Source organism: Herpetosiphon llansteffanensis (genome assembly GCF_003205875.1).
GTDB lineage: Bacteria > Chloroflexota > Chloroflexia > Chloroflexales > Herpetosiphonaceae > Herpetosiphon > Herpetosiphon llansteffanensis.
This window is the reverse complement of record NZ_PUBZ01000081.1, coordinates 119,036-141,704: the sequence shown is the minus strand read 5'-3', so window position 1 is coordinate 141,704 and position 22,669 is coordinate 119,036. Positions and strand designations below refer to the sequence as shown.

Annotated in this window: 14 protein-coding genes; 8 read left to right on the top strand and 6 right to left on the bottom strand. The window is 50.9% G+C overall.

Annotated elements, in window-relative coordinates:
• The first annotated feature begins 17 nt into the window (after window positions 1-17).
• Window positions 18-2,240 carry a reprolysin-like metallopeptidase gene (locus tag C5S61_RS07355; RefSeq protein WP_110514415.1) on the top strand — a complete coding sequence of 741 codons (2,223 nt, stop codon included), beginning with the start codon at window positions 18-20 and terminating at the stop codon, window positions 2,238-2,240.
• A 61-nt stretch (window positions 2,241-2,301) separates the two neighbouring features.
• On the top strand, window positions 2,302-3,768 hold the full coding sequence (locus C5S61_RS07350) for a cryptochrome/photolyase family protein (RefSeq protein WP_110514414.1): 1,467 nt from the start codon (window positions 2,302-2,304) through the stop codon (window positions 3,766-3,768).
• Here the strand turns inward: C5S61_RS07350 and C5S61_RS07345 are convergent, their stop codons facing one another.
• Entirely contained in the window at window positions 3,769-5,250 is a 1,482-nt protein-coding gene (locus C5S61_RS07345; protein ID WP_110514413.1) for a flavin-containing monooxygenase, read from the bottom strand.
• A gap of 44 nt (window positions 5,251-5,294) precedes the next feature.
• On the bottom strand, window positions 5,295-5,972 hold the full coding sequence (locus C5S61_RS07340) for a hypothetical protein (RefSeq protein WP_110514412.1): 678 nt from the start codon (window positions 5,970-5,972) through the stop codon (window positions 5,295-5,297).
• A 338-nt stretch (window positions 5,973-6,310) separates the two neighbouring features.
• On the opposite strand from C5S61_RS07340, the gene C5S61_RS07335 reads away from it, so the two are divergent.
• On the top strand, window positions 6,311-6,808 hold the full coding sequence (locus C5S61_RS07335; RefSeq protein ID WP_110514411.1) for a hypothetical protein: 498 nt from the start codon (window positions 6,311-6,313) through the stop codon (window positions 6,806-6,808).
• A 19-nt stretch (window positions 6,809-6,827) separates the two neighbouring features.
• The gene (locus tag C5S61_RS07330) at window positions 6,828-7,328 is read left to right on the top strand and encodes a hypothetical protein (RefSeq protein WP_110514410.1); all 501 of its coding nucleotides are present in this window, start codon (window positions 6,828-6,830) and stop codon (window positions 7,326-7,328) included.
• Window positions 7,329-7,359: 31 nt separating this feature from the next.
• Here the strand turns inward: C5S61_RS07330 and C5S61_RS07325 are convergent, their stop codons facing one another.
• The gene (locus C5S61_RS07325; protein ID WP_110514409.1) at window positions 7,360-11,697 is read right to left on the bottom strand and encodes a P-loop NTPase family protein; all 4,338 of its coding nucleotides are present in this window, start codon (window positions 11,695-11,697) and stop codon (window positions 7,360-7,362) included.
• A 124-nt stretch (window positions 11,698-11,821) separates the two neighbouring features.
• Window positions 11,822-12,223 (bottom strand): nuclear transport factor 2 family protein, encoded by a 402-nt coding sequence (locus C5S61_RS07320; protein ID WP_110514408.1) that lies wholly within the window; start codon window positions 12,221-12,223, stop codon window positions 11,822-11,824.
• A gap of 307 nt (window positions 12,224-12,530) precedes the next feature.
• Between C5S61_RS07320 and C5S61_RS07315 the strand changes: the two genes are divergently transcribed.
• Entirely contained in the window at window positions 12,531-13,319 is a 789-nt protein-coding gene (locus C5S61_RS07315) for a class I SAM-dependent methyltransferase (RefSeq protein WP_110514407.1), read from the top strand.
• Window positions 13,320-13,413: 94 nt separating this feature from the next.
• Here the strand turns inward: C5S61_RS07315 and C5S61_RS07310 are convergent, their stop codons facing one another.
• Window positions 13,414-14,151 (bottom strand): hypothetical protein, encoded by a 738-nt coding sequence (locus C5S61_RS07310; RefSeq protein WP_110514406.1) that lies wholly within the window; start codon window positions 14,149-14,151, stop codon window positions 13,414-13,416.
• Between the two features lie 231 nt (window positions 14,152-14,382).
• Between C5S61_RS07310 and msrP the strand changes: the two genes are divergently transcribed.
• Window positions 14,383-15,294, top strand: coding sequence for a protein-methionine-sulfoxide reductase catalytic subunit MsrP (msrP, locus tag C5S61_RS07305; RefSeq protein ID WP_164689272.1), 912 nt, complete (start codon window positions 14,383-14,385; stop codon window positions 15,292-15,294).
• A gap of 12 nt (window positions 15,295-15,306) precedes the next feature.
• Complete coding sequence (msrQ, locus tag C5S61_RS07300) at window positions 15,307-15,948, top strand: protein-methionine-sulfoxide reductase heme-binding subunit MsrQ (protein ID WP_110514404.1); 642 nt, start codon at window positions 15,307-15,309, stop codon at window positions 15,946-15,948.
• Between the two features lie 88 nt (window positions 15,949-16,036).
• Here msrQ and C5S61_RS27070 read toward each other — a convergent pair whose 3' ends face one another.
• Complete coding sequence (locus C5S61_RS27070) at window positions 16,037-19,444, bottom strand: glycoside hydrolase family 6 protein (protein WP_205701373.1); 3,408 nt, start codon at window positions 19,442-19,444, stop codon at window positions 16,037-16,039.
• 366 nt (window positions 19,445-19,810) lie between these two features.
• Between C5S61_RS27070 and C5S61_RS07290 the strand changes: the two genes are divergently transcribed.
• On the top strand, window positions 19,811-22,639 hold the full coding sequence (locus tag C5S61_RS07290; protein ID WP_110514403.1) for a hybrid sensor histidine kinase/response regulator: 2,829 nt from the start codon (window positions 19,811-19,813) through the stop codon (window positions 22,637-22,639).
• Window positions 22,640-22,669 lie beyond the last annotated feature (30 nt).

Genomic DNA, 22,669 nt, shown 5'->3' with positions numbered 1-22,669 from the left:
TGTGGAAAGGAATATCTATGCGTTTTGGTCGTTCATGGGTCATCATTTTTGCAGTGGTGACGATTGCCCTAATTAGTGTCATTACGGCAACTGCAATGGTCACACCCAGCGTCAGCTCATCTGATGGGCTATGGGCGAATGTTGATGAACAGAACATTCAACAAAAAGGCTCGCGCGAAATTATTCCAGTGGTCTATCGCACGGTCAGCCTCGATTTGGCCTTGCTCGAACAACACTTGAGCCGCGTGCCACAAGAAGCCCAAACCAACGTTCAAAAATCTGGGCTGATTTTGGATTTGCCATTGCCCAATGGCCAATTTGGCAAATTCCGGGTCGTCGAATCGCCAATTATGGCTCCAGCCTTGGCAGCCAAGTTCCCCGAAATTCGCACCTTCTTGGCCCAATCAATCGATCAGCCAGCCACCAGCGCGCGGCTTGACCTCACGCCTCGGGGCTTTCATGGCATGATTTTGAGCGAATCGGGCCGGATTTTTATCGACCCCTACAGCCGCAACGACACCGCCAACTACGTTGTGTACGATAGCCGTAATTTTATGGCTGATCCCAATAAGTTAGCCGAACGCACAGGCATCGATTACGAACCAAATTTGTTGGATAATGCCCCATTAACCGTGCCAGAACGCTATTCCATCGGCGAAACCTTGCGCACCTATCGCTTGGCTATGGCCGCCACCGGCGAATATACAACCTTCCACGGTGGCACGGTCAGCGGCGCAATGGCGGCAATCGTCACCAGCATGAACCGCGTAAACGGCATCTACGAACGCGATCTCTCGGTGCGGATGGAATTGATCGCCAACAACGATTTGATTGTTTACACCAACGCCAGCAGCGATCCCTACACCAATAATAGTGGCAGCACCATGCTCGGCCAAAATCAAACCAACTTGACCAACGTAATCGGTGCTGCCAATTATGATATTGGCCACGTGTTCAGCACAGGCGGCGGTGGGGTTGCCGCATTACGCTCAGTTTGTTCAACCAACAGTAAAGCCCGTGGGGTCACCGGCTCTGGCTCGCCTGTTGGCGACGCATTTGATGTTGATTATGTCGCCCACGAAATTGGCCATCAATTTGGTGGCAACCATACCTTCAACGGTACAACTGGCAGTTGTGGCGGTGCTAATCGCTCAAGCGGTGCAGCCTACGAACCAGGCAGCGGCTCGACGATTATGGCCTACGCAGGTATCTGTGGTTCCGAAAACTTGCAACCAAACAGCGATTTCGATTTCCACGTCAAGAGCTTGGAAGAAATCTCGGCATTCATCACCACTGGCGGCGGCGCAACCTGTGGCACGACCCAAGCCACGGGCAACACCCCACCAGTAGCCAACGCTGGCGGCGATTACACGATTCCTGCCAACACACCATTTGAATTGACCGCCAATGCGACCGATGCAGAAGATAATAGCTTGACCTACGATTGGGAACAATATGATTTGGGGGCTGCTTCGCCACCAAATACCGATAACGGCACGCGCCCAATCTTCCGCAGTTTCAATTCAACCGTTAGTAATGTGCGCACGTTGCCCAAGCTTAGCGACATTTTGAACAACACCAGCACAATTGGCGAAGCCTTGCCAACCACCAGCCGCACCTTGAACTTCCGCTTAACCGTGCGTGACAATCACGCTGGGGCTGGTGGTTATGGCTTGGATACGGCAGTGCTGACGGTCAACAATAGCGCTGGCCCCTTCCAAGTAACCGCGCCAAATACGGCAATTGCTTGGACTGGCGATGCTAACGAAAGCGTCACCTGGAATGTGGCCAACACCACTGCTGCACCAATCAACTGTGCCAACGTTGATATTTTGCTCTCAACCAATGGCGGCACCAGCTTCAATGCCTTGGTCAGCAATACGCCCAACGATGGCAGCGAAACTGTCGTTTCACCAAACGTCAATGCACCAGCTGCGCGGATCAAAGTGCGCTGTTCAGATAATATCTTCTTCGATATTTCTAACGCCAACTTTACCATCAACGGGGTCAACATCACGCCAACGCCAATTACCCCAACAGCGACGGCAACTACGACCCCAACTCGCACGCCAACTTCAACCCCAGCGACGGTTAGCCCAACCGCAACCGGAACGCCAACCCAAACCGCAACCCCAACGGTAAGCGTCACGCCAACTGCGAGCGTCACGCCAATCGTTACGCCAGACCCACAAAATCAAAAGGTCTACTTGCCAATCGCAAGCAAGCAAGAAGCCAATTAAGCATCAACCATCCAACTTCCCAATTGTGCGTATATTCTACGTACAGTTGGGGAGTTTTTTTATGCCTGTCATTTGTTGGTTCCGGCGCGATTTACGTTTGGCTGATCATCGCGCCTTGCATGCTGCGGTCGTGGCAAGCGCTGGCGAGGTTATTCCGGTTTTCATTTTCGATGATGCAATTTTGCACGATGGCTATGTGGGAGCAGCACTCACGGGCGTAACGCTTGCCATGCTCACAGCGCTTGATCACGATTTGCGCCAATTGGGCAGCCGCTTGATTGTGCGTCATGGCCAACCGCTGGCCGAATTGCAACGCCTCGTGCGCGAAACTCAAGCGAGCGGCGTGTATTGGAATCGCGATTATCTGCCGTATGCAATTAAGCGTGATACTGCGGTCAAACACTGGCTGCGCCAAGAGGGCCTGCAAGCCCATTCGTTCCACGATAGCGTTTTAGTCGAGCCTGAAGGGCTAAAAACCAAGGGCCAGCAAAAACCATATCTCGTATTTGGATCATATGTCAAGCGCTGGAGTGAATTGGCTTACGCACAGGCCGAGCAACGTGTGCCAGCCCCAAGCAAACTGGTTGCACCTGCGAGCACTCTGGAAAGTTTGCCAATTCCGAGTTTGGCCGATTTGGGCTTTGATTTGCAGCAAACGCTGCCAGCAGTTGGCGAAGCAGCTGCCCACCAACGGTTGAGCCAATTTTTTGATCGGCGGCGCAGTTTATCGGTGTTGAAGTATGACCATTCTCGCGAACTGCCCGCCGAAACTGGCACCTCGCGGCTTTCGGTCGATTTGCGCATGGGCAGCATTTCGATTCGCCAATGTCTGCAACGCGCCGTCGATCTGCTGACCGAGCCACTAACCGCCGAGCAGCGCCAAGGAGTCGATACCTGGATCAAGGAATTGGCATGGCGCGATTATTACACCCAATTGATCTATCACAATCCGCAGATGCTCAAACATTCACTCGATCCGCGCTACGATCGGATTGAGTGGCGCAACGATCCTGACGAATTTACGGCGTGGCAACAGGGCCAAACTGGCTATCCCATCGTCGATGCAGGCCAGCGCCAGCTCAACCAAACGGCGTGGATGCACAATCGAGTACGGATGATCAGCGCCTCGTTTTTGGTCAAAGATCTGCTGATCGATTGGCGTTGGGGCGAGCGCTATTTTATGCAGCAATTGTGCGATGCCGACCCGACCGCCAATAATGGTGGCTGGCAGTGGGCGGCAGGATCAAGCGGGCCATCTGCCCAACCCTATTTTCGCATTTTCAACCCAATTGCCCAGAGCAAAAAGCACGACCCGCGCGGCGATTACATTCGGCGCTTTGTGCCTGAGCTAGCCAAAGTGCCCGATCGCTACATTCACGAGCCATGGACAATGCCGCAAACCTTGCAAGAACATCTCGGCTGTGTGATTGGCCGTGATTATCCAGCGCCGCTGGTTGATCATGGTTTTGCGCGCGAACGAGCACTCGCCGCCTATCGCGAAGCCTTGCAGCAAAGCGCCGAAGTCTAATTATTCAACCTGACGTTGGTTTGGCCAAGGCCGCAAAAACTCCATATTGCCATCATCGAGCGTGCCCAGCCGCAACATGAGCAAATCGAGCAGGTAGTTTTGATAGAGCTTCCACGGGCGATTACGGCCTTGGCGCGGCAAATGACTGATCACCCGTTGCACATAGCTGGAAGTAAAATTAAGCGCTGGCTCGGTGGCCATGGCTGGGTTAAAATTCTTGGGCACACAATAAGCATAGCCATGGCGATCCATATAATTCAACAAACGGCAGACATACATCGAGGTTAATTCGCATTTGAGCGTCCACGAAGCGTTGGTATAGCCAAAAGCCAAGGCTAAATTCGGCACATCGCTGAGCATCATGCCTTTGTAATTCAGGGTCGTGCCCAACTCGACCTTGCGGCCATCAACCAGCACTTCAATACCGCTGAGCAAGCGCAAATTCAGGCCGGTGGCGGTCACAATCAGATCCGCATCTATATGCTGGCCTGATTTAAGCTGAATGCCCGTTGAGGTGAAATGCTCAATCTGGTCGGTTACAACGCTGGCTTGCCCTGCTTTCAAGGCTTTGAAAAAATCGCCATCAGGCGCTAAACACAGTCGTTGATCCCATGGATTATAATTTGGCGTAAAGTGCCGTTGCGCATCGTAGCTCGTGCCAAGCTCCTGTTGGGCCATCTTGATCAAGGCTCGTTTGGCAATGCTCGGCAAACCACGCATCAACAAATAATAGAAGATACTTTGGATAATCGCGCGCCAACGAATCACATGAAAGGCCAATTTGGCTGGCAACCAACGTCGAATGCGCTCAGCGCTTTGATCATGGGCGGGCTGAGCCACAACATAGCTTGGTGATCGTTGAAGCATCGTCACATGGGCTGCTTGCTTGGCCATTGCTGGCACCAAGGTAATGGCGGTTGCGCCACTGCCAATCACAACCACCCGTTGATCGCGATAATCGAACTGTTGCGGCCAGGCTTGCGGATGCACCACCTGCCCTTGGAATTGACTTAAACTCGGCCATTCTGGCGTGTAGCCTTGGCTATAATCGTAGTAGCCGCCGCACATGTAGAGAAAATTACAGCGATACTGCACCATATCGCCTTCGGCCAAGCGCTCAACCTCGACCGTCCAGCGCGCTTGCTCCGACGACCAACTAACCCGCCGCACCATCTGCTCGAAGCGAATCTGCTGATCAATCCCATAGATTTGGGCGGTTTCGCGAATATACTGCAAAATCGATGCGCCATCGGCAATCGCCTTGGAGCTGTGCCATGGCCGAAAAGCGTAGCCCAGCGTGTACATATCCGAATCCGAGCGAATCCCAGGATAACGAAACAGATCCCATGTGCCGCCAATTGCCGAGCGGCCTTCTAAAATAGTATAGCGTTTATTCGGGCAGCGGGTTTGCAAATAATAGGCAGCGCTAATGCCCGATAAACCAGCTCCAACAATCAACACATCAAAATCAATTGTTTGCATTGCCAACCTCATCAAACCAATAGCCCATTATACCAAGCCTTGCGCTATTCAAGCCATGGAAAGCCCTCGGGATTGACGGTGGCACGCTCGATGAGGGTTGCTAGATTGTGGCTGCGCACCTGATCGAGAAACGGAAAATCGTGGGGTTCAACTGTGAGTTTAGCAATTGGTGAAACCTCGTTCACATTCGCCCATTCCATAATTTGCAACGTCATGCCGCGTTTATAACTGCTTGGTTTGGCCACAAAGCCAGCGCGTGGCAGAATGTAAATCGTGCCAGCCCGCCATGGTTGGCGTTGATGCGCCTCATCATCGATTGAGAAGAAATAATGGGGCTCAGCGAAGCTACCATCTTGATTAACGCTACGAAAACAAGCATTCAACAACGAAACCTCTGCTTGGCTGCGCTCAAGAATGGCATAAAAAATGGGCCAAATGCCATCAGAGGCCGCATACACTGCCAACTGATTGCCAAATTCGACAATATCGCTTGCTTGGCGAGGCACAAGTGTGGCTAAATTTGGGTTGCCAGAGCCATGAAACAGCACCGGCTTGTGTTCTGCAAGATAGGCCAAAAATTGCCAGCGTGGCGAATCAACCAATGCTGTTAGGTCGATCAGCGTGGGTGATGCTTCGATTGCGGCCCAGATTGCCTCGAATTCGGCAATTTGACGAGCCTCGGTTGGCAAACTCGGACGACGGAGATAATACGGAGGCTGCATACTGCTCCTTTGCTACTTGTGCTTAGCTGCTGGCTGATTAGATCTCGGCAGCACTTAAACACAACCAAATCTATACCAAAACATACAATTAAAACTGATTGACAAATCCCAAGCGATCAACTACCCTATACCGTGAAAGAAGGGGATTTCCCCATACACTAACTCAATCAATGTTGCCAAATTCATAACAATCATCACAACTCATGGTTAATCCACCCATAAACGGGTTTGGGTTAATTATGCAGCATGGTGTGGGCAGATGCGCAACAGTTCATAGCATGCATTTGTGCCCGTATTGGCAATGCTGTTGGGCTGCAATAGCAGAAAGGAAGCCGCTGATGGGCAAAACCAAACATCTGCGCTGGTTGCTTGCTGGCCTTGGATTGCTGCTCAGCGGCATCGTCATCGTTGCCATCCTGCCCGAAACATGGTTCGCGCGGCCAACCACAACCGATGTGTGTGGCAATGCGATTGTGCCAGTGCCGCTAGCAACCCAACGCGCCATGCAAACAACCATGTATTCGGCAGACATATTGCGGCAAGCCTTTGTCGAAGGCCGGATTAGCCGCGATCAGTTCTATCTCTACCGCATGTACTTAACGAATAATCGCGAGAAGTATCCTGACACGCTCAGTGGAAATCTTTTTGATAAGTGGGACCCGCGTGATCGGACATTTCCTCGTGATAATGTTCTAGATACACGGAAGCAATTCTGTACCCTTAGCCCATGTATTCAACAGGAGTTAAATACCCTCCATTTTCGATCAAAGCTGCACTGTCAGCAGGGCCAAGTTGTCACGATCACACCGTTACTGGAAGGCACGCCAACGCCATAAGTCAGAAAGGAAGCCGTTGATGGGTCAAAGCAAGCGCATGCGTTGGTTACTCGCGGGTCTTGGGGTGCTGCTCGGCGGCCTCGTCATCGCGGCCATGCTGCCGGAATCATGGCGGGCGCGGCCAACCACAACCGATGTGTATGGCAATGCGATTGTGCCCGTGCCCATTGCAACCCAACGCGCCATTCAAACAACCATGTATTCAATGGATATATTGCGGCAAGCCTTTGCCGAAGGCCGAATTAGCCGCGATCAGTTCTATCTCTACCGCATATATTTAACGGATAATTATCGCGAGCAATATCCTGACGCACTCCGTGGCAATGATAGGCAACCGTGGAACCCGAATGAACGCTCATTTGAGCGCAACACGTATCAAGATACACGGAAGCAATTCTGTACCCTTAGCCCCTGTATTCAACAGGAGTTAAATACCATCCATTTTCGACCAGACCTGCAATGTCAACAGGGCCAGGTTGTCACAATCACACCATTATTGGAAGGCACGCCAACGCCATAATGAAGGAGAGAGCAATTATCTGGGTGTAGCTTCAACCATAGCGCTCAAGTTGTTGCTCAACCCATGGAACCTCATCGAGCAAGGCCGTTCCAAGCCATGGGTAAAGGGAAATCAAGGGTGTGATGATAGTGGTCAGTTTCCATAGATCATGGCTATGGCGACAGGTCTGAAATGTTGTCTGCACAATTTTGATAATTTCAGGTAATTTCTGGAGTTCAGCATAATAAGTAATAATTTTGTGTAAGGCTTTAGATTGTTCTTGTGGATCAAAAAAGCCAAGCACTAATTCATAAGCAGCGTTTACCTTGTTGGATAGAAGCAATTTTGGAATCAAATAGGCAAAAATTTCATCTTTGCTTAATGATGGCCAATCATTTTCCAAGAGTGTTAAGCTAAACTCTACCTCGCCGCGGTTGGCATACAACTCGCTTATCATTAAAAAATCCATATCATCAATATCAAGCTGGTTTATTTCACTCACCAATGCCTGAATTTGCGCCCGATCATCAACCTGGGCATAGCCATAAGCAAGGCTCTTAAGCGCATAACCCCGATTCCTAGAATCAGAGATACGGTTTGCAGTTTGATAGGCCTTAGCAAAAAACTCAGGATGGCCGCGGACTGCATAGTCAGTATAAACCTTGGTCAATGTGTTTAACCCAAAAGCAGCATCATTTTGCTCTATACTCACTTGAGCCTGCTGTTCCATATCAATAAAAAACAATTTAATTGCTGAATCATGTGCATAAGCAAGATAGATTTTGGCAATTTTTTCATATGCAAGCATTGCATGGCGCACATTCTTAATTGCTTTTGATTGTTGATGAGTATAGTTCAACCAATCAATAAACTGGCTATAGTGGCCATGTTCTGCATAGGCCGTAGCAATCTCACATAACAGTTCAATAGAGTCATAGATTGAATCCGAGTCGATTGTTGTTGTCCGAATAATTGTCAATAAATCTGCCAATACGTCATTGCTGCCATACTTAATCTGACCAATTGCAAGGCGTTTGTAGAACTCAAGGCGCTTATATTCAGAGGAACAAAACGAACATGCCGCCATCGCCTCGGCACAGTATTGAACAGCAAGATCTGTTAAGCGCAGTTCCAATGCTTTGATCGCAATCGCAGATAAATATCGCACATACATATCATCTTGGGTTTTAACCAACTGCAGCATGGCATACGCTTGAACAACATCACCGCTAAGAAGATAACAATCGCTAAGCTCTTTAATAATCATGCGCCGCCAATGAGCATTATCAATAAGGGTTGTGATACTGAATACTTGATCAAGTTTATGTTGAACCATATACGACTGAACCAGAGCCTGCCCAAAATACCACCGAGATTTATCAGGCATGACTTTTGTCAATTCTTGGGCATTATGCAGCAGGGTTTGGGCAAGATCAGCCAAGCCTAGCCGCCATGAACTATCGGCAAGCCAACAAAACATCCATCCATAGCGATCAACATTTGAACTGGTAGCAAGTCGTTCTTGCGCTGCGACCAACACCAATTGCGCATGATCCAAATCACGCTTTTCAATTGCAAGCATTGCGAGCTCATGCAATGCATCGATCAATACATCGCTTGGCAGAATGAAGGTGATAAGTTCTAAGGCAGTTTTAAAATCAGCCTGCATGGCATAGGCTTGTGCAATGCGTGCTCGTACTTGATACGATTCTTGCGCTATTTCACGGACAAAGGCCGCTTGGAGCAACGGCTCATAGCATGCAGCATAATTGTATTTCACTAAAACTTCGGCAATTTGTTTGAATCCCTCAGCCTTGTCATCGCGATAATCGATGTTTGAAGCTTCTGTGATCGCGGCCATTAGACTGTTTTGGGCAGCTTCATGCCAAGCATGATCAGCATAAACAACGGCTATTTTCAGCAATAACCCTGAAGCATCTGATTGATCATTTAAAGCTGCTATCCGTTTCGTGGCTTGATCAAGCATACTATGCATGGTTTCAAATTGCTGATCTTGGCCATAGCTCGTTGCCAGCAAACAGCAACTTTCAACTTGCAGGGCTTTTGCAGACATGCGTTCAATTATCGATTGGGCATGATTGAACGCTTTATGCTTACAATACCAGGCAACAATCACTGCATAGGCCTTATCACGATCGGATGAATTGTCCATCATTGCTGCTCGAGCAACTGCTTTTTCCAGATCGTTATGATCGCAATAGGCCAACACCAACGCATGCACAACCAGTCTACTTTGATTCGTAACGCTTAATGCTTCCACGGTTGCCAAACCATCTTGGGCAGCATATGCCTTGACGAGTATGCTTAAACCATAGTTCAGGCCAAACGTCGTTTGATCGATAAGCATTGCCTGAACCTCATTAAGTAATGCATGCGCCTGCTCAAAGTGCCCAAGTCGCCAATAAAGCGTGGCAATCTCACCCAACGCGTGTTCCCACTCAAGAGGCCGAGCATATGCAACAGCAGAACTTAATAAGTGGGGCACATGTTCCAGCTCATCAACCCCAATCAATACCTCTATTAACATCAGCAAACAATCTAAATATTCTTCATGGGCATGCTCAATTGGATTCACAATTATGACTTGGCTAAGATAGGTAACTGCCTGTCGTAGATTTCCTTGTTGAATTGCAATTTTGGTCAGGCCAATCAAGCTATAATCACGATACTCGGTCAGTGCAAGCGCAATTTGATTCGCCAGCGTGCTCATGCCGCTCTCTGCGTAGACGAGGGCCAATCGATACAAAGCATACTCTCGTTCTCGTGCATCAGGAATACTGCGAGCTGTTTGCTCCATGCGCTGCAAAATCGCCAAGCGCCGCTGCGGTTCAGCATAGGCTACAACCCGCGACCATAAGTACACTTGCCGCGCTGGATCGGAGCAAATCTCAATCTGGGCCAAGGCTTCGGATACCCGCCCAACCACAGCCAAAACGACAAAGTGATCATCGTGCCATTGATCAGCATGGCTGGTAAGGCTGGTGCGCAGCAGGCTATAGCGCCACAGTCGTGGCAACAATTCAAGCTGGGCTTCAACACTTTGTCCCGCCGCAATCACACTTGCGCGTGCCCGATCCAAATCCAAGCCATATAAGCGGGTGCTTGGCTCAAAGCGTATTTTTTGTGCGCCATACGCGCCTGCATCGACCACATCCCACAGGTCGGCCCAGCGTTCGGCGTGCGCCAAGTGGGTGAGGTAATGGTGTCGTCCATACCAACGCCGCGCCTGTTCCAAAGGGTCGCTGCTCTCCTGCCAAATCGTCTCAAGCTCGGCGCTGCACCAATCGGCCATGTGGCTATGCCATGTCTGCAGTTCGGAATTGCTCAATTCATGCTGCTGCAAATAATCATGAAACAACAAATGGCGCAACGCCAAACGCTGATCCGCGGCAGCACTGACCCAATCCACCAGCAGCGCAATCGACTCAGCAAGCGCTGCGACTGGTTGCTCGAGGATAGCGGCGAGCACGGCGGGCGGCAATGGCTCTTGGCTTACCAGCAACACGGCCAAGCTTGGCCGTGTGATAGGTTGCCACGTGCTTGGCGCAGTGGTTTGAATCCGCGCCAAGCTCAAACGAAACAAATTCGTTGCATCGGCACTACTCGCGGCAAGCATCGGCAGTAATTCGACCTCAGGCAGCGCGCGCATGGCCGTCGCCGCGAGTTCGATCAACAAGGCATTGCCCTTGAGCGAGTCGGCTAATTGCGCCAACAATTCAAGGTCAAGGCTCGGCTGCACCTGCTGCCAGCGTGTGATCGCATCATCTATGCTCAACGGCGGCACCGCGTAGCGCAGGCCATGCCCACGCGCAAGGCGTTCGGTGGCTTCGTCGGGCCGCGAACCAAGCACAATCACGATACCCGCTGGCAATTGTAAGGGCAAAAAGCTCACATCGCGGCTGCCATCCAGCTCCGGTTGCAGCTGATCCAAGCCATCAAGATAGATCGTTTCTTCAATCCCACGCGTGGCAAGATCCTGCACCAGCTGCATAAATTCCAGCCGCAGCGCAGGGTAGCTGTCGGTGGGGAAATAGCCACTGGTTCGGGAATGTTTGAGCATCAGCTGGGCAAGCACGCTGCGCAGCACATCCAACTGATAGTTGCGGCCTGGCGTGAGCGCAATAAAATGATGCGGCGTGGTCTCGACCCCAGCAGTAACCACAAGCTGGGCGATCAGGCTACTTTTGCCCTCACCAGCGCCACCCGTCACCAACAGATAGCCACCCGTCGGGCGGAGCTGCGCAATGCATGCGTGAATTGCTGCTTGCTCGGCTACCCGCCCGACAAATCCTTCCAGCCGCAATTGCAGCAGGCGTTCACTTTCGCGATGCCTGGCAGCAGCGCGCAGTTCGTGCTCATTCGTTGCCATCGTTCTTCTCTCCTTAAAAAAACCAAGCTTTGCTGAGTAGGTAGCTCACAGGAGAATTGCGTGGCTGGTGCAGCATATAAGCTTCAACCACGCAATCAATTATTGATCGATTAAGGCTCGCTGATTAGCGGTGGGCCGCAAGATCGTGATAGGCCCACAGCACATTGACGACCGTCCAGCGATCGTTAATTTTGACAATATGCATGTAATCGATCCACTCATCAGCAGCTAACTTCACGCTGGCAACGACTCCTTGCACATCAAGAATTTCAACAGTTTTTTGTGGATTTGGCGGAAACTTATCGCCTGCCTGATTGTAACTTGCTGCCAGCAAAATCATCTCTTCGGCACTTGCCTCGCGCAAATATTCCTTGCCCGTGCCGCGATGCGTCCAGACCGTGCGTTTGACCATGCGCGGATGAATACTGCGCTGCATTTGTTCAGGATTAAGATTATGCTGCGATTCCAAATAGTCGAGGGCCGCTTGCTGAATTGCCGCAATGTCGTCGCTGGTTGCGTGGTTCATTCATAACTCCGCTGGTTTAGCTTAAGAAAACCTCTGTAGTCTAAAAGGCCAGTGCTAGGCTTGTCAATCGGTCATTTGCATGAAAAAGCGAGGGGTCAGGGATCGGGGGATCAGGAACCGCGAAGCACACGAAGATGCGGCGTTAGGCTCTTGGCTTTTGGCTATCGGAAGCAATTAACGGGTTTGGCAAAAATGCTGGGCATTGAACACCTACCAAATCTTCAGCCCCTCGCCCCAACACCCTTGAAAAACCCTGTCAATACGCCTATAGTAGCAGCATAGATTTAATGTGTGGCTTGAGGATATTATGTCAAACGATCAAATTCGCTTCGAGGATGGCGCAAGTTATGAGCGCTACATGGGCATCTGGAGCCAACTGGTAGCAGCCAAATTCTTGACGTGGCTCGCTCCACAACAAGGCTTAAGCTGGCTTGATGTTGGCTGTGGCAACGGCGCGTTTACCGAAATGATCTTCAAACAGCACCAACCAAGCACCGTCACAGGGATTGATCCAGCGCCAGCCCAAATTGCCTATGCCCATCAGCGGTTGGATGGATATGGCGCAACCTTGTACGAAGCCGATGCTCAAAACGTGCCTTTAGATGATAACAGCGTCAATATCGCCGTTATGCCCTTGGTAATTTTCTTTGTGCCAGAGCCAGCCAAGGGCGTAGCCGAAATGGCACGGGTGGTTGCCCCTGGCGGAACCGTCGCAGCCTACACGTGGGATATGTTTGGCGGCGGCTTTCCCTATTCCCCGATCCAAAAAGCCATCACCGAAGCAGGGGTAACCGTGCCCTATCCGCCAAGTATCGAAGCCTCACGCATGGAAGTTATGCACGAGCTTTGGCTGCAAGCGGGTCTCAGCAATATTCAAACTGAAGTTATCAGCGTAACCCGTAGTTTTGTTGATTTTGCTGATTATTGGGAAACTGTGCTTGGCGCACCCAGCATTGGCCCGCAACTGAATGCCATGAGTGCCAGTAAGCAGCAAGCATTCCAAGCCCAAATTCGCGCAACTTTGCCGCTCGAAGCAAATGGTCAAATCACGCTTCAAGCCCATGCTAATGCGATTAAAGGTGTAGTGGCACGATAGTTCAAAGCCACATTGATAGTTGATTAGCTATCAGTGTGGCGTTTTTATTTAATGCTTGGTTTTGATTAACGAGCCAGCACTTGCCGCCAGTCTATCATCGACAATCAGGAATTGGTGGTAGAGGAATATCGATAGATAGTGGATCATCTAACAGACCATCGACACCCATAATGATTACCTCATTCCAAGTACTAACTCTCCGCCGTTTGCGTTGAATCTCATCATGCTCATCAATCGTTATAACGTGGTGTTCAACGGCGGCCTTAAGATAATTGTCAACTGCACTACCCCATTCGTTACCTTGGAAAATTCCAATTTTGCTGGCCAGAAATCCCCGTTCCTGATAATACGCATAGTGGAGAGGACATGGAGGAGTATCAGTCGCGGCCACAATGGGATCAACCGTCACGAAGGCAATGATTTGACCAAACCCTTCATGGTCAACCCGAAAGGTCGTGGTCAGTATTCCGCTTCCCAGTCCAGGCACAACAATCTGAGCAACGGTTGGCGGGTCGACAGCAAGCACGCCAGAGGTTGTCAATGACACACTTACGGTCGCAGAGATATTCCGTGAAAAAGTAGAGAAAAACACCACTTCGAGCGGCTGAGGGGCGGTCATGGGCAGTGTGGATGGCTCAAACACAATCGCAGTATAAACGCGATTCGGAAATTTTGGTTCTGATCCAATATACTCGGTAGATGGCGGATCAACGGCGCTTTTGGGGTTTAGTAGAGGGCTTGCTGTAGATGGTAGGCTATCTGCAACCCCACATCCCACAAGAATCACGCTGAGCAGTCCGCCAACAACGACCAAATATCCAAATGCACGCATACAATCCTCCCAGCATAGCGCTAAAGTCTATGCAAAGAACGTAGGGTTCGGTTCTTCTGTTCCACATAACAGCAGGTACTCAGCAACATGCTCAGCATCGTTGCAATTGATCGCAAGCTGTAAGCGTGGTGTAATACTCTATTAATATCTCAGCGCTATACTAGCAACAGCAACGTGGATCTATTTGGGCTAGCCAAACGTAGGTTGGGTTAGTGGTTGTTAGTTATAAGGATGCTGAGCATGAAAAAGATTCCTTCCTCGGAGATAACTCCCGAAGCTTTGTTTCATTCACGCCGCCAGTTTATCAAGGGTGCAGCCGCCTTGGTTGGCAGTGCTGCCATTTTAGCCGCCTGTGGCAGCGAAGACACCAGCAATCTGCCCGCTGGCGTTGATGTGCAAACTCCCTACGAATCGATCATCAATTACAACAATTTCTATGAATTCACCACCGATAAAGAAGCAGTTGCCGCAAAATCCAAAAACTTTACCACCACGCCATGGACGGTCGAAGTTGGCGGCTTGGTCAACAAACCCCAAACCTTTGCAATCGAGGATTTGCTCAAGCAATTTTCGCAAGAAGAACGGGTCTATCGTTTGCGCTGTGTTGAAGGCTGGTCGATGGTCATTCCATGGACAGGATTTAGCCTTGCTGGCTTGTTGAAACAAGTCGAGCCAACCAGCGCTGCCAAATATGTGCGCTTTGAAACCGTGATGCGCCCAGAAGAAATGCCCGGCCAAAATAGCAGCTACTACACGTGGCCCTATGTCGAGGGTTTACGGCTCGACGAAGCCATGCACGATTTGACCTTGATGGCAACTGGAGTGTATGGCAAGCCTATTTTGCCGCAAAATGGTGCACCGTTGCGCCTCGCTGTGCCATGGAAATATGGCTTCAAAAGCATCAAATCGATCGTCAAAATTGAGCTTGTGGCTGAGCAACCGACCAGTTTGTGGATGAACGCAGCGCCAGATGAATATGGTTTCTATGCCAATGTTAATCCCGATGTGCCCCACCCACGTTGGTCGCAATCAAGCGAGCGCCGAATTGGCGAGGCAGGCCGCCGCCGCACCTTGCCCTTCAATGGCTACGCCGATGAAGTTGCTTCGCTCTACAAAGATCTGGATTTAACTGTTAATTATTAAAAGGTAGCTTACATGCTCAATCAACTCAAACGTCATTGGCTACGCTATTTGGTGCATGTCGGGTGTCTGGTGCCGTTTGGGTTATTGATCATCGATTATCTGAACGATCAGTTAACCGTCAATCCAATTCAGGCAGCAACCTTGCGCACAGGCAAAACCGCATTAATCATTCTGGTGCTATCACTTGTCTGTACGCCAATCAAAACCTTTACGCCATTCAAACAAGTAACGGTGTTGCGACGACCATTGGGCTTATACGCTTTTTTCTATGTTTGCTTGCACCTGTTAATTTTTGTGGCCTGGGATTATGGCTTCGATTGGGAGTTTATTGGCGAGGCGATTGGCGAAAAACGCTATATCATCGTTGGCTTAATTGCCTGGCTCTTGCTGATCCCGTTGGCCATTACCTCGACCAAAGGCTGGATGCGACGGCTTGGCAAGCGTTGGCGGCTGTTACATCGGCTGGTTTATGTGATCGCTGGCCTAGCCGTTTTACATTATGTCTGGTTAGTTAAGGCTGATGTGCGTGAACCACTGCTGTATGGCGCAGCGATTGCCATCCTCTTATTATTGCGCTTGCCTGTATTACGGCGTTGGCAACAGCGCCAACGTAAACAGCCAAAAGCGCTTGATCGCTCAAGTGAAGTTTCATAAAAAACCAAGGCGCAACGATTATTACAATCGTTGCGCCTTGAATAATTATTCGCGAGCGTATCGTGGATAGTCCAGCGTTGGAACTAGCCTACGGTGCAATTGCAGGATACGCGTTGCGAACCAACATGGCGAATTGTGATGAGAACCAGCGACCAGCGTGTGGTGCACCAGCCAACGCATTGGTTGGGTAGGCTGGGTTGTAGCGGTTTTGCGCGTTCGGGTCACACATGGCATCAAACTGCTTGGCTGGGTCGGTTGGGTCAATCACCCCTGCCGTTGCCACACCGTCTGATTCGCCTGGAGGCTTGACCCAGACATAGGCATCAATCCCCGTCAATGGTGCTGCCGTTGGCCGCTCGCCAATCCCGGCCCCTGCTTGGTTACACCAGCCACCACGGTGTGGACGACGATCCAGCTTCGAATCGTTGACATAGATTTCCAACGAGTTCGAGCTGCTCACCGTCACTGGGCGGGCTGTGCCACCCCAGCCATTGCGGCTGGTATCAATCAACATCCCGATGCCGCTTGGGAACCCTGCGGTGATGAAGGCATTGCGCATCGCCACCACATAATCCACTTCGTCGAAGTACGGGTTCCATTCGTAGAACAACGATGAGCGAATTGGATTGCCACCACCCAAGGTCAAGCCCGAGTTTGGCAAGAACACTTCGTTCAATGGCGTGTAGTTCGCCGTGTTCGAGATAAAGCCATCGATCCCAGCCAAGCCTTTGGTCGTGCCGCGCACCGTTTGGGTGTACAGCTGAATTGCTGGCGTGAAGTTGCTGTCCCAGCCCAACCAACCGGAGTGCGCAATGTCCATGTAGATGTAGACGTTGCTGTACACGTTCAGTTTGTTGATGGCGTATTGGACACCTTGCACATACGCGCCGCTCGAAATCGCTTCGGCACAGGCTGGAATGTTGGCGTTGGTCACCAAGTTCGAGAGTGAATCCGGTTCCAACACCACCACAATCCGCAACGAGGCATATTTGCTATCGCTCAGAATCGTGGCGATGGGGTCGATGTACTCGGCTTTGTAGCGGGCCAAGCCATTTTCCGAAATTTTCAACTCGCCGTTTGAAGCCAAAGCAGCACAGTCACGGTTGGGCAAGTCGTACACGACAATCGAGATTGCGACTTGGCTACCGCTAGTTTGTTGTTGCACGAGGGCAGCATCCAAGTGGCCGCGCAAGCCCATTGCGTCGCTGCTGCCAGCGATAGCGGCAATCCGATCCAACCAGACAGCGGTTGGGTACGAAGCAACTTTACGCATTTGTGAACCAAGCGTGCCACCAGTGGCGTTTGCTTCAGCGTTCACCCGCGCAGCGTATTCGCTATTGATATAGCCTTGTGCCCCAACAAATGGGTTTGGCACGTGGACACCAGGAACGCTGGTTGGTGCAGGCGTGCTCGTTGGTGCAGGCGTGCTCGTTGGTGCAGGCGTGCTCGTTGGTGCAGGCGTGCCAACTGGCGTGCTGGTTGCAGGAACCGTCGTTGCAACTGGAGTCGTGGTTGGGTTGGTCGATTGCGAAATTGGTGGATACGCATTGCGAACCAACATGGCGAATTGTGATGAGAACCAGCGACCAGCGTGTGGTGCACCAGCCAATGCATTGGTTGGGTAGGCTGGATTGTAGCGGTTTTGCGCGTTCGGGTCACACATGGCATCAAACTGCTTGGCTGGGTCGGTTGGGTCAATCACCCCTGCCGTTGCCACACCGTCTGATTCGCCTGGAGGCTTGACCCAGACATAGGCATCAATCCCCGTCAATGGTGCTGCCGTTGGCCGCTCGCCAATCCCGGCCCCTGCTTGGTTACACCAGCCACCACGATGAGGGCGACGATCCAGCTTCGAATCGTTGACATAGATTTCCAACGAGTTCGAGCTGCTCACCGTCACTGGGCGGGCTGTGCCACCCCAGCCATTGCGGCTGGTATCAATCAACATCCCGATGCCGCTTGGGAACCCTGCGGTGATGAAGGCATTGCGCATCGCCACCACATAATCCACTTCGTCGAAGTACGGGTTCCATTCGTAGAACAACGATGAGCGAATTGGATTGCCACCACCCAAGGTCAAGCCCGAGTTTGGCAAGAACACTTCGTTCAATGGCGTGTAGTTCGCCGTGTTCGAGATAAAGCCATCGATCCCAGCCAAGCCTTTGGTCGTGCCGCGCACCGTTTGGGTGTACAGCTGAATCGCTGGCGTGAAGTTGCTGTCCCAGCCCAACCAACCGGAGTGTGCAATGTCCATGTAGATGTAGACGTTGCTGTACACGTTCAGTTTGTTGATGGCGTATTGGACACCTTGCACATACGCGCCGCTCGAAATCGCTTCGGCACAGGCTGGAATGTTGGCGTTGGTCACCAAGTTCGAGAGTGAATCCGGTTCCAACACCACCACAATCCGCAACGAGGCATATTTGCTATCGCTCAGAATCGTGGCGATGGGGTCGATGTACTCAGCTTTGTAACGAGCTAAGCCATTTTCCGAAATTTTCAACTCGCCGTTTGAGGCCAAAGCGGCACAGTCACGGTTGGGCAAGTCGTACACGACAATCGAGATTGCAACTTGTTGGCCGCTGGTTTGTTGTTGCACGAGGGCAGCATCCAAGTGGCCGCGCAAGCCCATTGCGTCGCTGCTGCCAGCGATAGCGGCAATCCGATCCAACCAGACAGCGGTTGGGTACGAAGCGACTTGGCGCATTTGTGAACCAAGCGTGCCACCAGTGGCGTTTGCTTCAGCGTTCACGCGAGCAGCATATTCGCTATTGATGTAGCCTTGTGCCCCAACAAATGGGTTCGCAACGTGAATCCCAGGCTCAGTCGTTGGAGCTGGTGTATTCGTCGGAACATTGGTTGGAACAGTCGTGTTGGTTGGGCGCGTAGTTGCGCTTGGAACTGGAGTGTTCGTAGGAACGTTGGTTGGGCGCGTGGTTGCGCTTGGAACCGGTGTATTGGTTGCAACATTCGTCGGAACAGTCGTGTTGGTTGGGCGCGTAGTTGCGCTTGGAGCTGGTGTATTGGTTGGTGCAGTTGTGGGAACCGTGGTGTTGGTAGGAACACTCGTTGGAACAACTACGCCGCCACAGGTCACACCATTGAGGGTAAAGGCGGTTGGTTTGGCATTTGCACCGCTATAGGTTGCTTGGAAACCGAAGTTTACCGTGCCATTAGTGCCAATGCTACCATTCCAGCCAGCGTTGCTGACGTTGACATTCGCGCCAGTTTGGGCCACAACCCCACCCCAAAGATTTGAAATGGTTTGGTTGCCTGCAAACGACCAGCCAACTGTCCAGCTTGAAACCGCTGAACCGGTGTTTTTGAGGGTCACATCGCCAATAAAACCGCTACCCCAATCGTTAGCAATGTTATAGACGACTTCGCAGCTGGTGGCTGCGGCGGTTGGTTTAGCATTCAATTGGCCTAAGCCACTGCTAACCACGGCGGTTAAAAGAACAAGAATTAATCCACGGGAATTAAAGATCCGAGCCATCGAATTCGCCTCCTTGCGTAGTATGTGTACTCTTCATCGATTAAAACGCGCATGGTTTTATGTACACAAACAATTCATTGCCGTTCAACGTGGAAACTAGGTAAAAGAGTGGCTAACCTCCTTTGGAACCGGTCTCATTTATATAGCTTATTTGGGTGAAAACAGGCTTTGGGATGGAAGGCGAGGACGTTTTTTGAGAACGATCCCAAAACTGTTGGACGAATGTTAAAGCTTTTAATCTATTTTGTCAATAGCAGTTCTTTAGAAATTCTTAAGTAAAAATTGGCTTGCTAAAAGTCGGTTTGGTGGCAACGTTTTTGGTACAATAACAACACGCATTTTCAGGACATAAAGGATCAGATTGCCATGCCGAATTCGTTACGAACCGCCGAGCCTCACGTCGATCAAGCGACAATCAGCAATTTATTTCAGAGCTTTGATTGGCGCGCAACGCCGCTTGGGGCCATCGAAACATGGCCAATTGCCATGCGCAGCATCGTTGATATGATGCTGGCGGTTCCGATTGCGATTACTACTATGTGGGGCAGGCAAGGCGTGCTGATCTACAATGCTGGCTATTCAAGCATCGCTGGTTCGCGCCACCCTGAGCTTTTTGGGCGACCAGTAACCGAGGCTTGGCCTGAAGCTGCCGAATTCAATCAATCGATCCTCGATCAGGTGTTTGCTGGCCAAAGCCTGACCTATCAAAAGCAATCATTCATACTGCAACGCAATGGTCGTAACGAACAATGTTGGTTCGACTTAAGTTATAGCCCAATTATAGATCAGCAAGGCGAAATTCTGGGCGTTATGGCCTTAGTTGTCGAAATAACTTCGCAAGTGCTCGCCGAACAACAACGCTATCGCGCCGAAGAACGCTATCAATTAGCCTTGGATGCTGGGTTGTTGATCGGGACGTGGGATTGGGATATTGTGACCGATCGCTGTATCGTCGATCGGCGTTTTGCCGAGTATTTTTCGCTTGATCCGGTGCTTGCCAGCCAAGGCGTAAGCGTAAGCGACATGCTTAGCTCAATTCATCCAGATGATCAAGCAGTTATCGGCCAATTAATTGAGCGCGCGATTCGCAACGGCCAAACCTACAGCGCCGAATATCGGGTTCGCCATCGCGATGGCGAATATCGTTGGGTCGAAGCCAATGGGTTTTGCATTTTTGAAAATAATCAACCACAGCGCTTTCCCGGCGTGCTGATCGATATTACTGAACGCAAGCGTCGCGAAGATGCGTTGGCCCATAGCGAAGCACGATTACGCGCCATTTTCGATACCTTGCCTGTTGGTTTGGTCTTTGCCGAAACCCCGACCGGACGAATTACCGATGGCAATGCCCATGTCGAACGCATTTTGCTGCATCCAGTTTTGCCTTCGCCTGCAACCGATGCCTATGGCGAATGGATTGCCTATGACGAACATAATCAACTTGTGCCAATCCACGAATATCCGCTGGCGATTGCCGTGCAAACAGGCCAAGTTTCCGAACGCGATTTTCACTATCAGCGTGGCGATGGCTCGCGGGCTTGGATTAAGGTTATCGGCGGCCCAGTCCGCGACCTTGACAACACGATCACTGGTGGCTTAATCACCATTATCGATATTGACCGCGAAAAACGCACCGAAAAGCAACTCCAAGCGCTCAATAACGATCTCGAAGGCTTAGTGGCCCAACGCACCCGCGAACGCGACCGTATTTGGTTGGTCAGCCAAGATTTGTTGGGCATTGCCGATCCTGAGGGCAATTGGCTCTCGATCAATCCTGCCTGGCAGCGCGCGCTCGGCTGGGATGATGCCGATATTCTTGGGCGCACCACCACCTGGCTTGAACACCCAGATGATCATGAGCGCACCCAGCAGGAAATTGCCAAATTGGCTCGTGGAGTTCCCACCAGCTCGTTTGAAAATCGTTTCCGCGACCGCGAAGGCAACTATCATTGGCTTTCGTGGACAGCAGTGCTCGACAATAACTATCTCTATTGTGTCGCACGCGATATTACCAACGAAAAACAACGCCAAGCTGAAATTGAAGTGATGCAAACCCAACTGCGTCAATCGCAAAAGATGGAGGCGATTGGCCAACTCACTGGGGGCATCGCCCACGATTTCAATAATATTTTGACCAGCATTCTGGGCGGGCTTGATTTGCTGCAACGCCGAATTAATGCTGGTCGTTTTGATACGATTGAACGCTACATCAATAGTGCGGTGAAATCGGCCAAACGCGCAGCAGCCTTGACCCAACGCCTGCTCGCTTTTTCGCGCCAACAAGCGCTCGATGTGCAGCCAATCAATGTTAATAGCCTGATTCAATCGCTTGACGATTTGCTGCAACGCAGCCTTGGCGAACAGATTGAGGTAGAAACGACGCTTGGAAGCGCTGTTTGGCGGGTGCGCACCGATGCTAATCAACTTGAAAACGCCTTGCTCAATTTAGCCATCAATGCCCGCGATGCCATGCCATACGGCGGAACGCTGCGCATTACCACCAGCAACATCAATGCGCAGCAAGCCAATCAACAACAACTTGATCCAGCAGATTATGTGTTGATTGAGGTTGTCGACACCGGCACTGGCATGAGTAGTGAAATCGTCGATCGCGCCTTTGATCCGTTTTTTACCACCAAACCGCTTGGCCAAGGCACAGGTTTAGGTTTATCGATGATTTATGGCTTTATCAAGCAAATTGGTGGCCATATTCAGATTGATAGCCAACTTGAGCAAGGCACCACTATTAAGCTTTATCTGCCACGCGATGAAAGCGGAATCGACCCAAATTTTGCTGCCGAATCGGCCCAAGCTCGCAGCATTGAAGGGGCAACAATTTTGGTCGTCGAGGATGATGAAGCAGTGCGCATGGTCTTAATTGATGTGCTTGGCGAGTTGGGCTACCACACCTTAGAATCGTACGATGCAACCAGTGCCTTAGCCATTTTTGCCCAAAATGCGGCAATCGATTTGGTGATTACTGATATTGGGCTGCCAAAAACCGATGGCTACGATTTAGCCTTGCAGCTGCGCCAACGCTACCCAAATTTACCAATCTTGTTGGTCAGTGGCTATACCGATCGCGCGGCAGTGCGTAGTGGAGAGCTTGAACAATATATGGAATTGCTCAGCAAACCATTTGAAATTACCGATTTGGCCAATAAAATTCACGACCTGCTACAACAAAGCCACTAGCAAGCCCGCTGCCTAGAAGCAAGCTCGCCA

Excerpts from the sequence above, each read along its gene's own strand:
- C5S61_RS07355 (WP_110514415.1), top strand. The coding sequence starts at position 18 with ATGCGTTTTGGTCGTTCATGGGTCATCATTTTTGCAGTGGTGACGATT.
- C5S61_RS07350 (WP_110514414.1), top strand. The coding sequence starts at position 2,302 with ATGCCTGTCATTTGTTGGTTCCGGCGCGATTTACGTTTGGCTGATCAT.
- C5S61_RS07345 (WP_110514413.1), bottom strand. The coding sequence starts at position 5,250 with ATGCAAACAATTGATTTTGATGTGTTGATTGTTGGAGCTGGTTTATCG.
- C5S61_RS07340 (WP_110514412.1), bottom strand. The coding sequence starts at position 5,972 with ATGCAGCCTCCGTATTATCTCCGTCGTCCGAGTTTGCCAACCGAGGCT.
- C5S61_RS07335 (WP_110514411.1), top strand. The coding sequence starts at position 6,311 with ATGGGCAAAACCAAACATCTGCGCTGGTTGCTTGCTGGCCTTGGATTG.
- C5S61_RS07330 (WP_110514410.1), top strand. The coding sequence starts at position 6,828 with ATGGGTCAAAGCAAGCGCATGCGTTGGTTACTCGCGGGTCTTGGGGTG.
- C5S61_RS07325 (WP_110514409.1), bottom strand. The coding sequence starts at position 11,697 with ATGGCAACGAATGAGCACGAACTGCGCGCTGCTGCCAGGCATCGCGAA.
- C5S61_RS07320 (WP_110514408.1), bottom strand. The coding sequence starts at position 12,223 with ATGAACCACGCAACCAGCGACGACATTGCGGCAATTCAGCAAGCGGCC.
- C5S61_RS07315 (WP_110514407.1), top strand. The coding sequence starts at position 12,531 with ATGTCAAACGATCAAATTCGCTTCGAGGATGGCGCAAGTTATGAGCGC.
- C5S61_RS07310 (WP_110514406.1), bottom strand. The coding sequence starts at position 14,151 with ATGCGTGCATTTGGATATTTGGTCGTTGTTGGCGGACTGCTCAGCGTG.
- msrP (WP_164689272.1), top strand. The coding sequence starts at position 14,383 with ATGCTGAGCATGAAAAAGATTCCTTCCTCGGAGATAACTCCCGAAGCT.
- msrQ (WP_110514404.1), top strand. The coding sequence starts at position 15,307 with ATGCTCAATCAACTCAAACGTCATTGGCTACGCTATTTGGTGCATGTC.
- C5S61_RS27070 (WP_205701373.1), bottom strand. The coding sequence starts at position 19,444 with ATGGCTCGGATCTTTAATTCCCGTGGATTAATTCTTGTTCTTTTAACC.
- C5S61_RS07290 (WP_110514403.1), top strand. The coding sequence starts at position 19,811 with ATGCCGAATTCGTTACGAACCGCCGAGCCTCACGTCGATCAAGCGACA.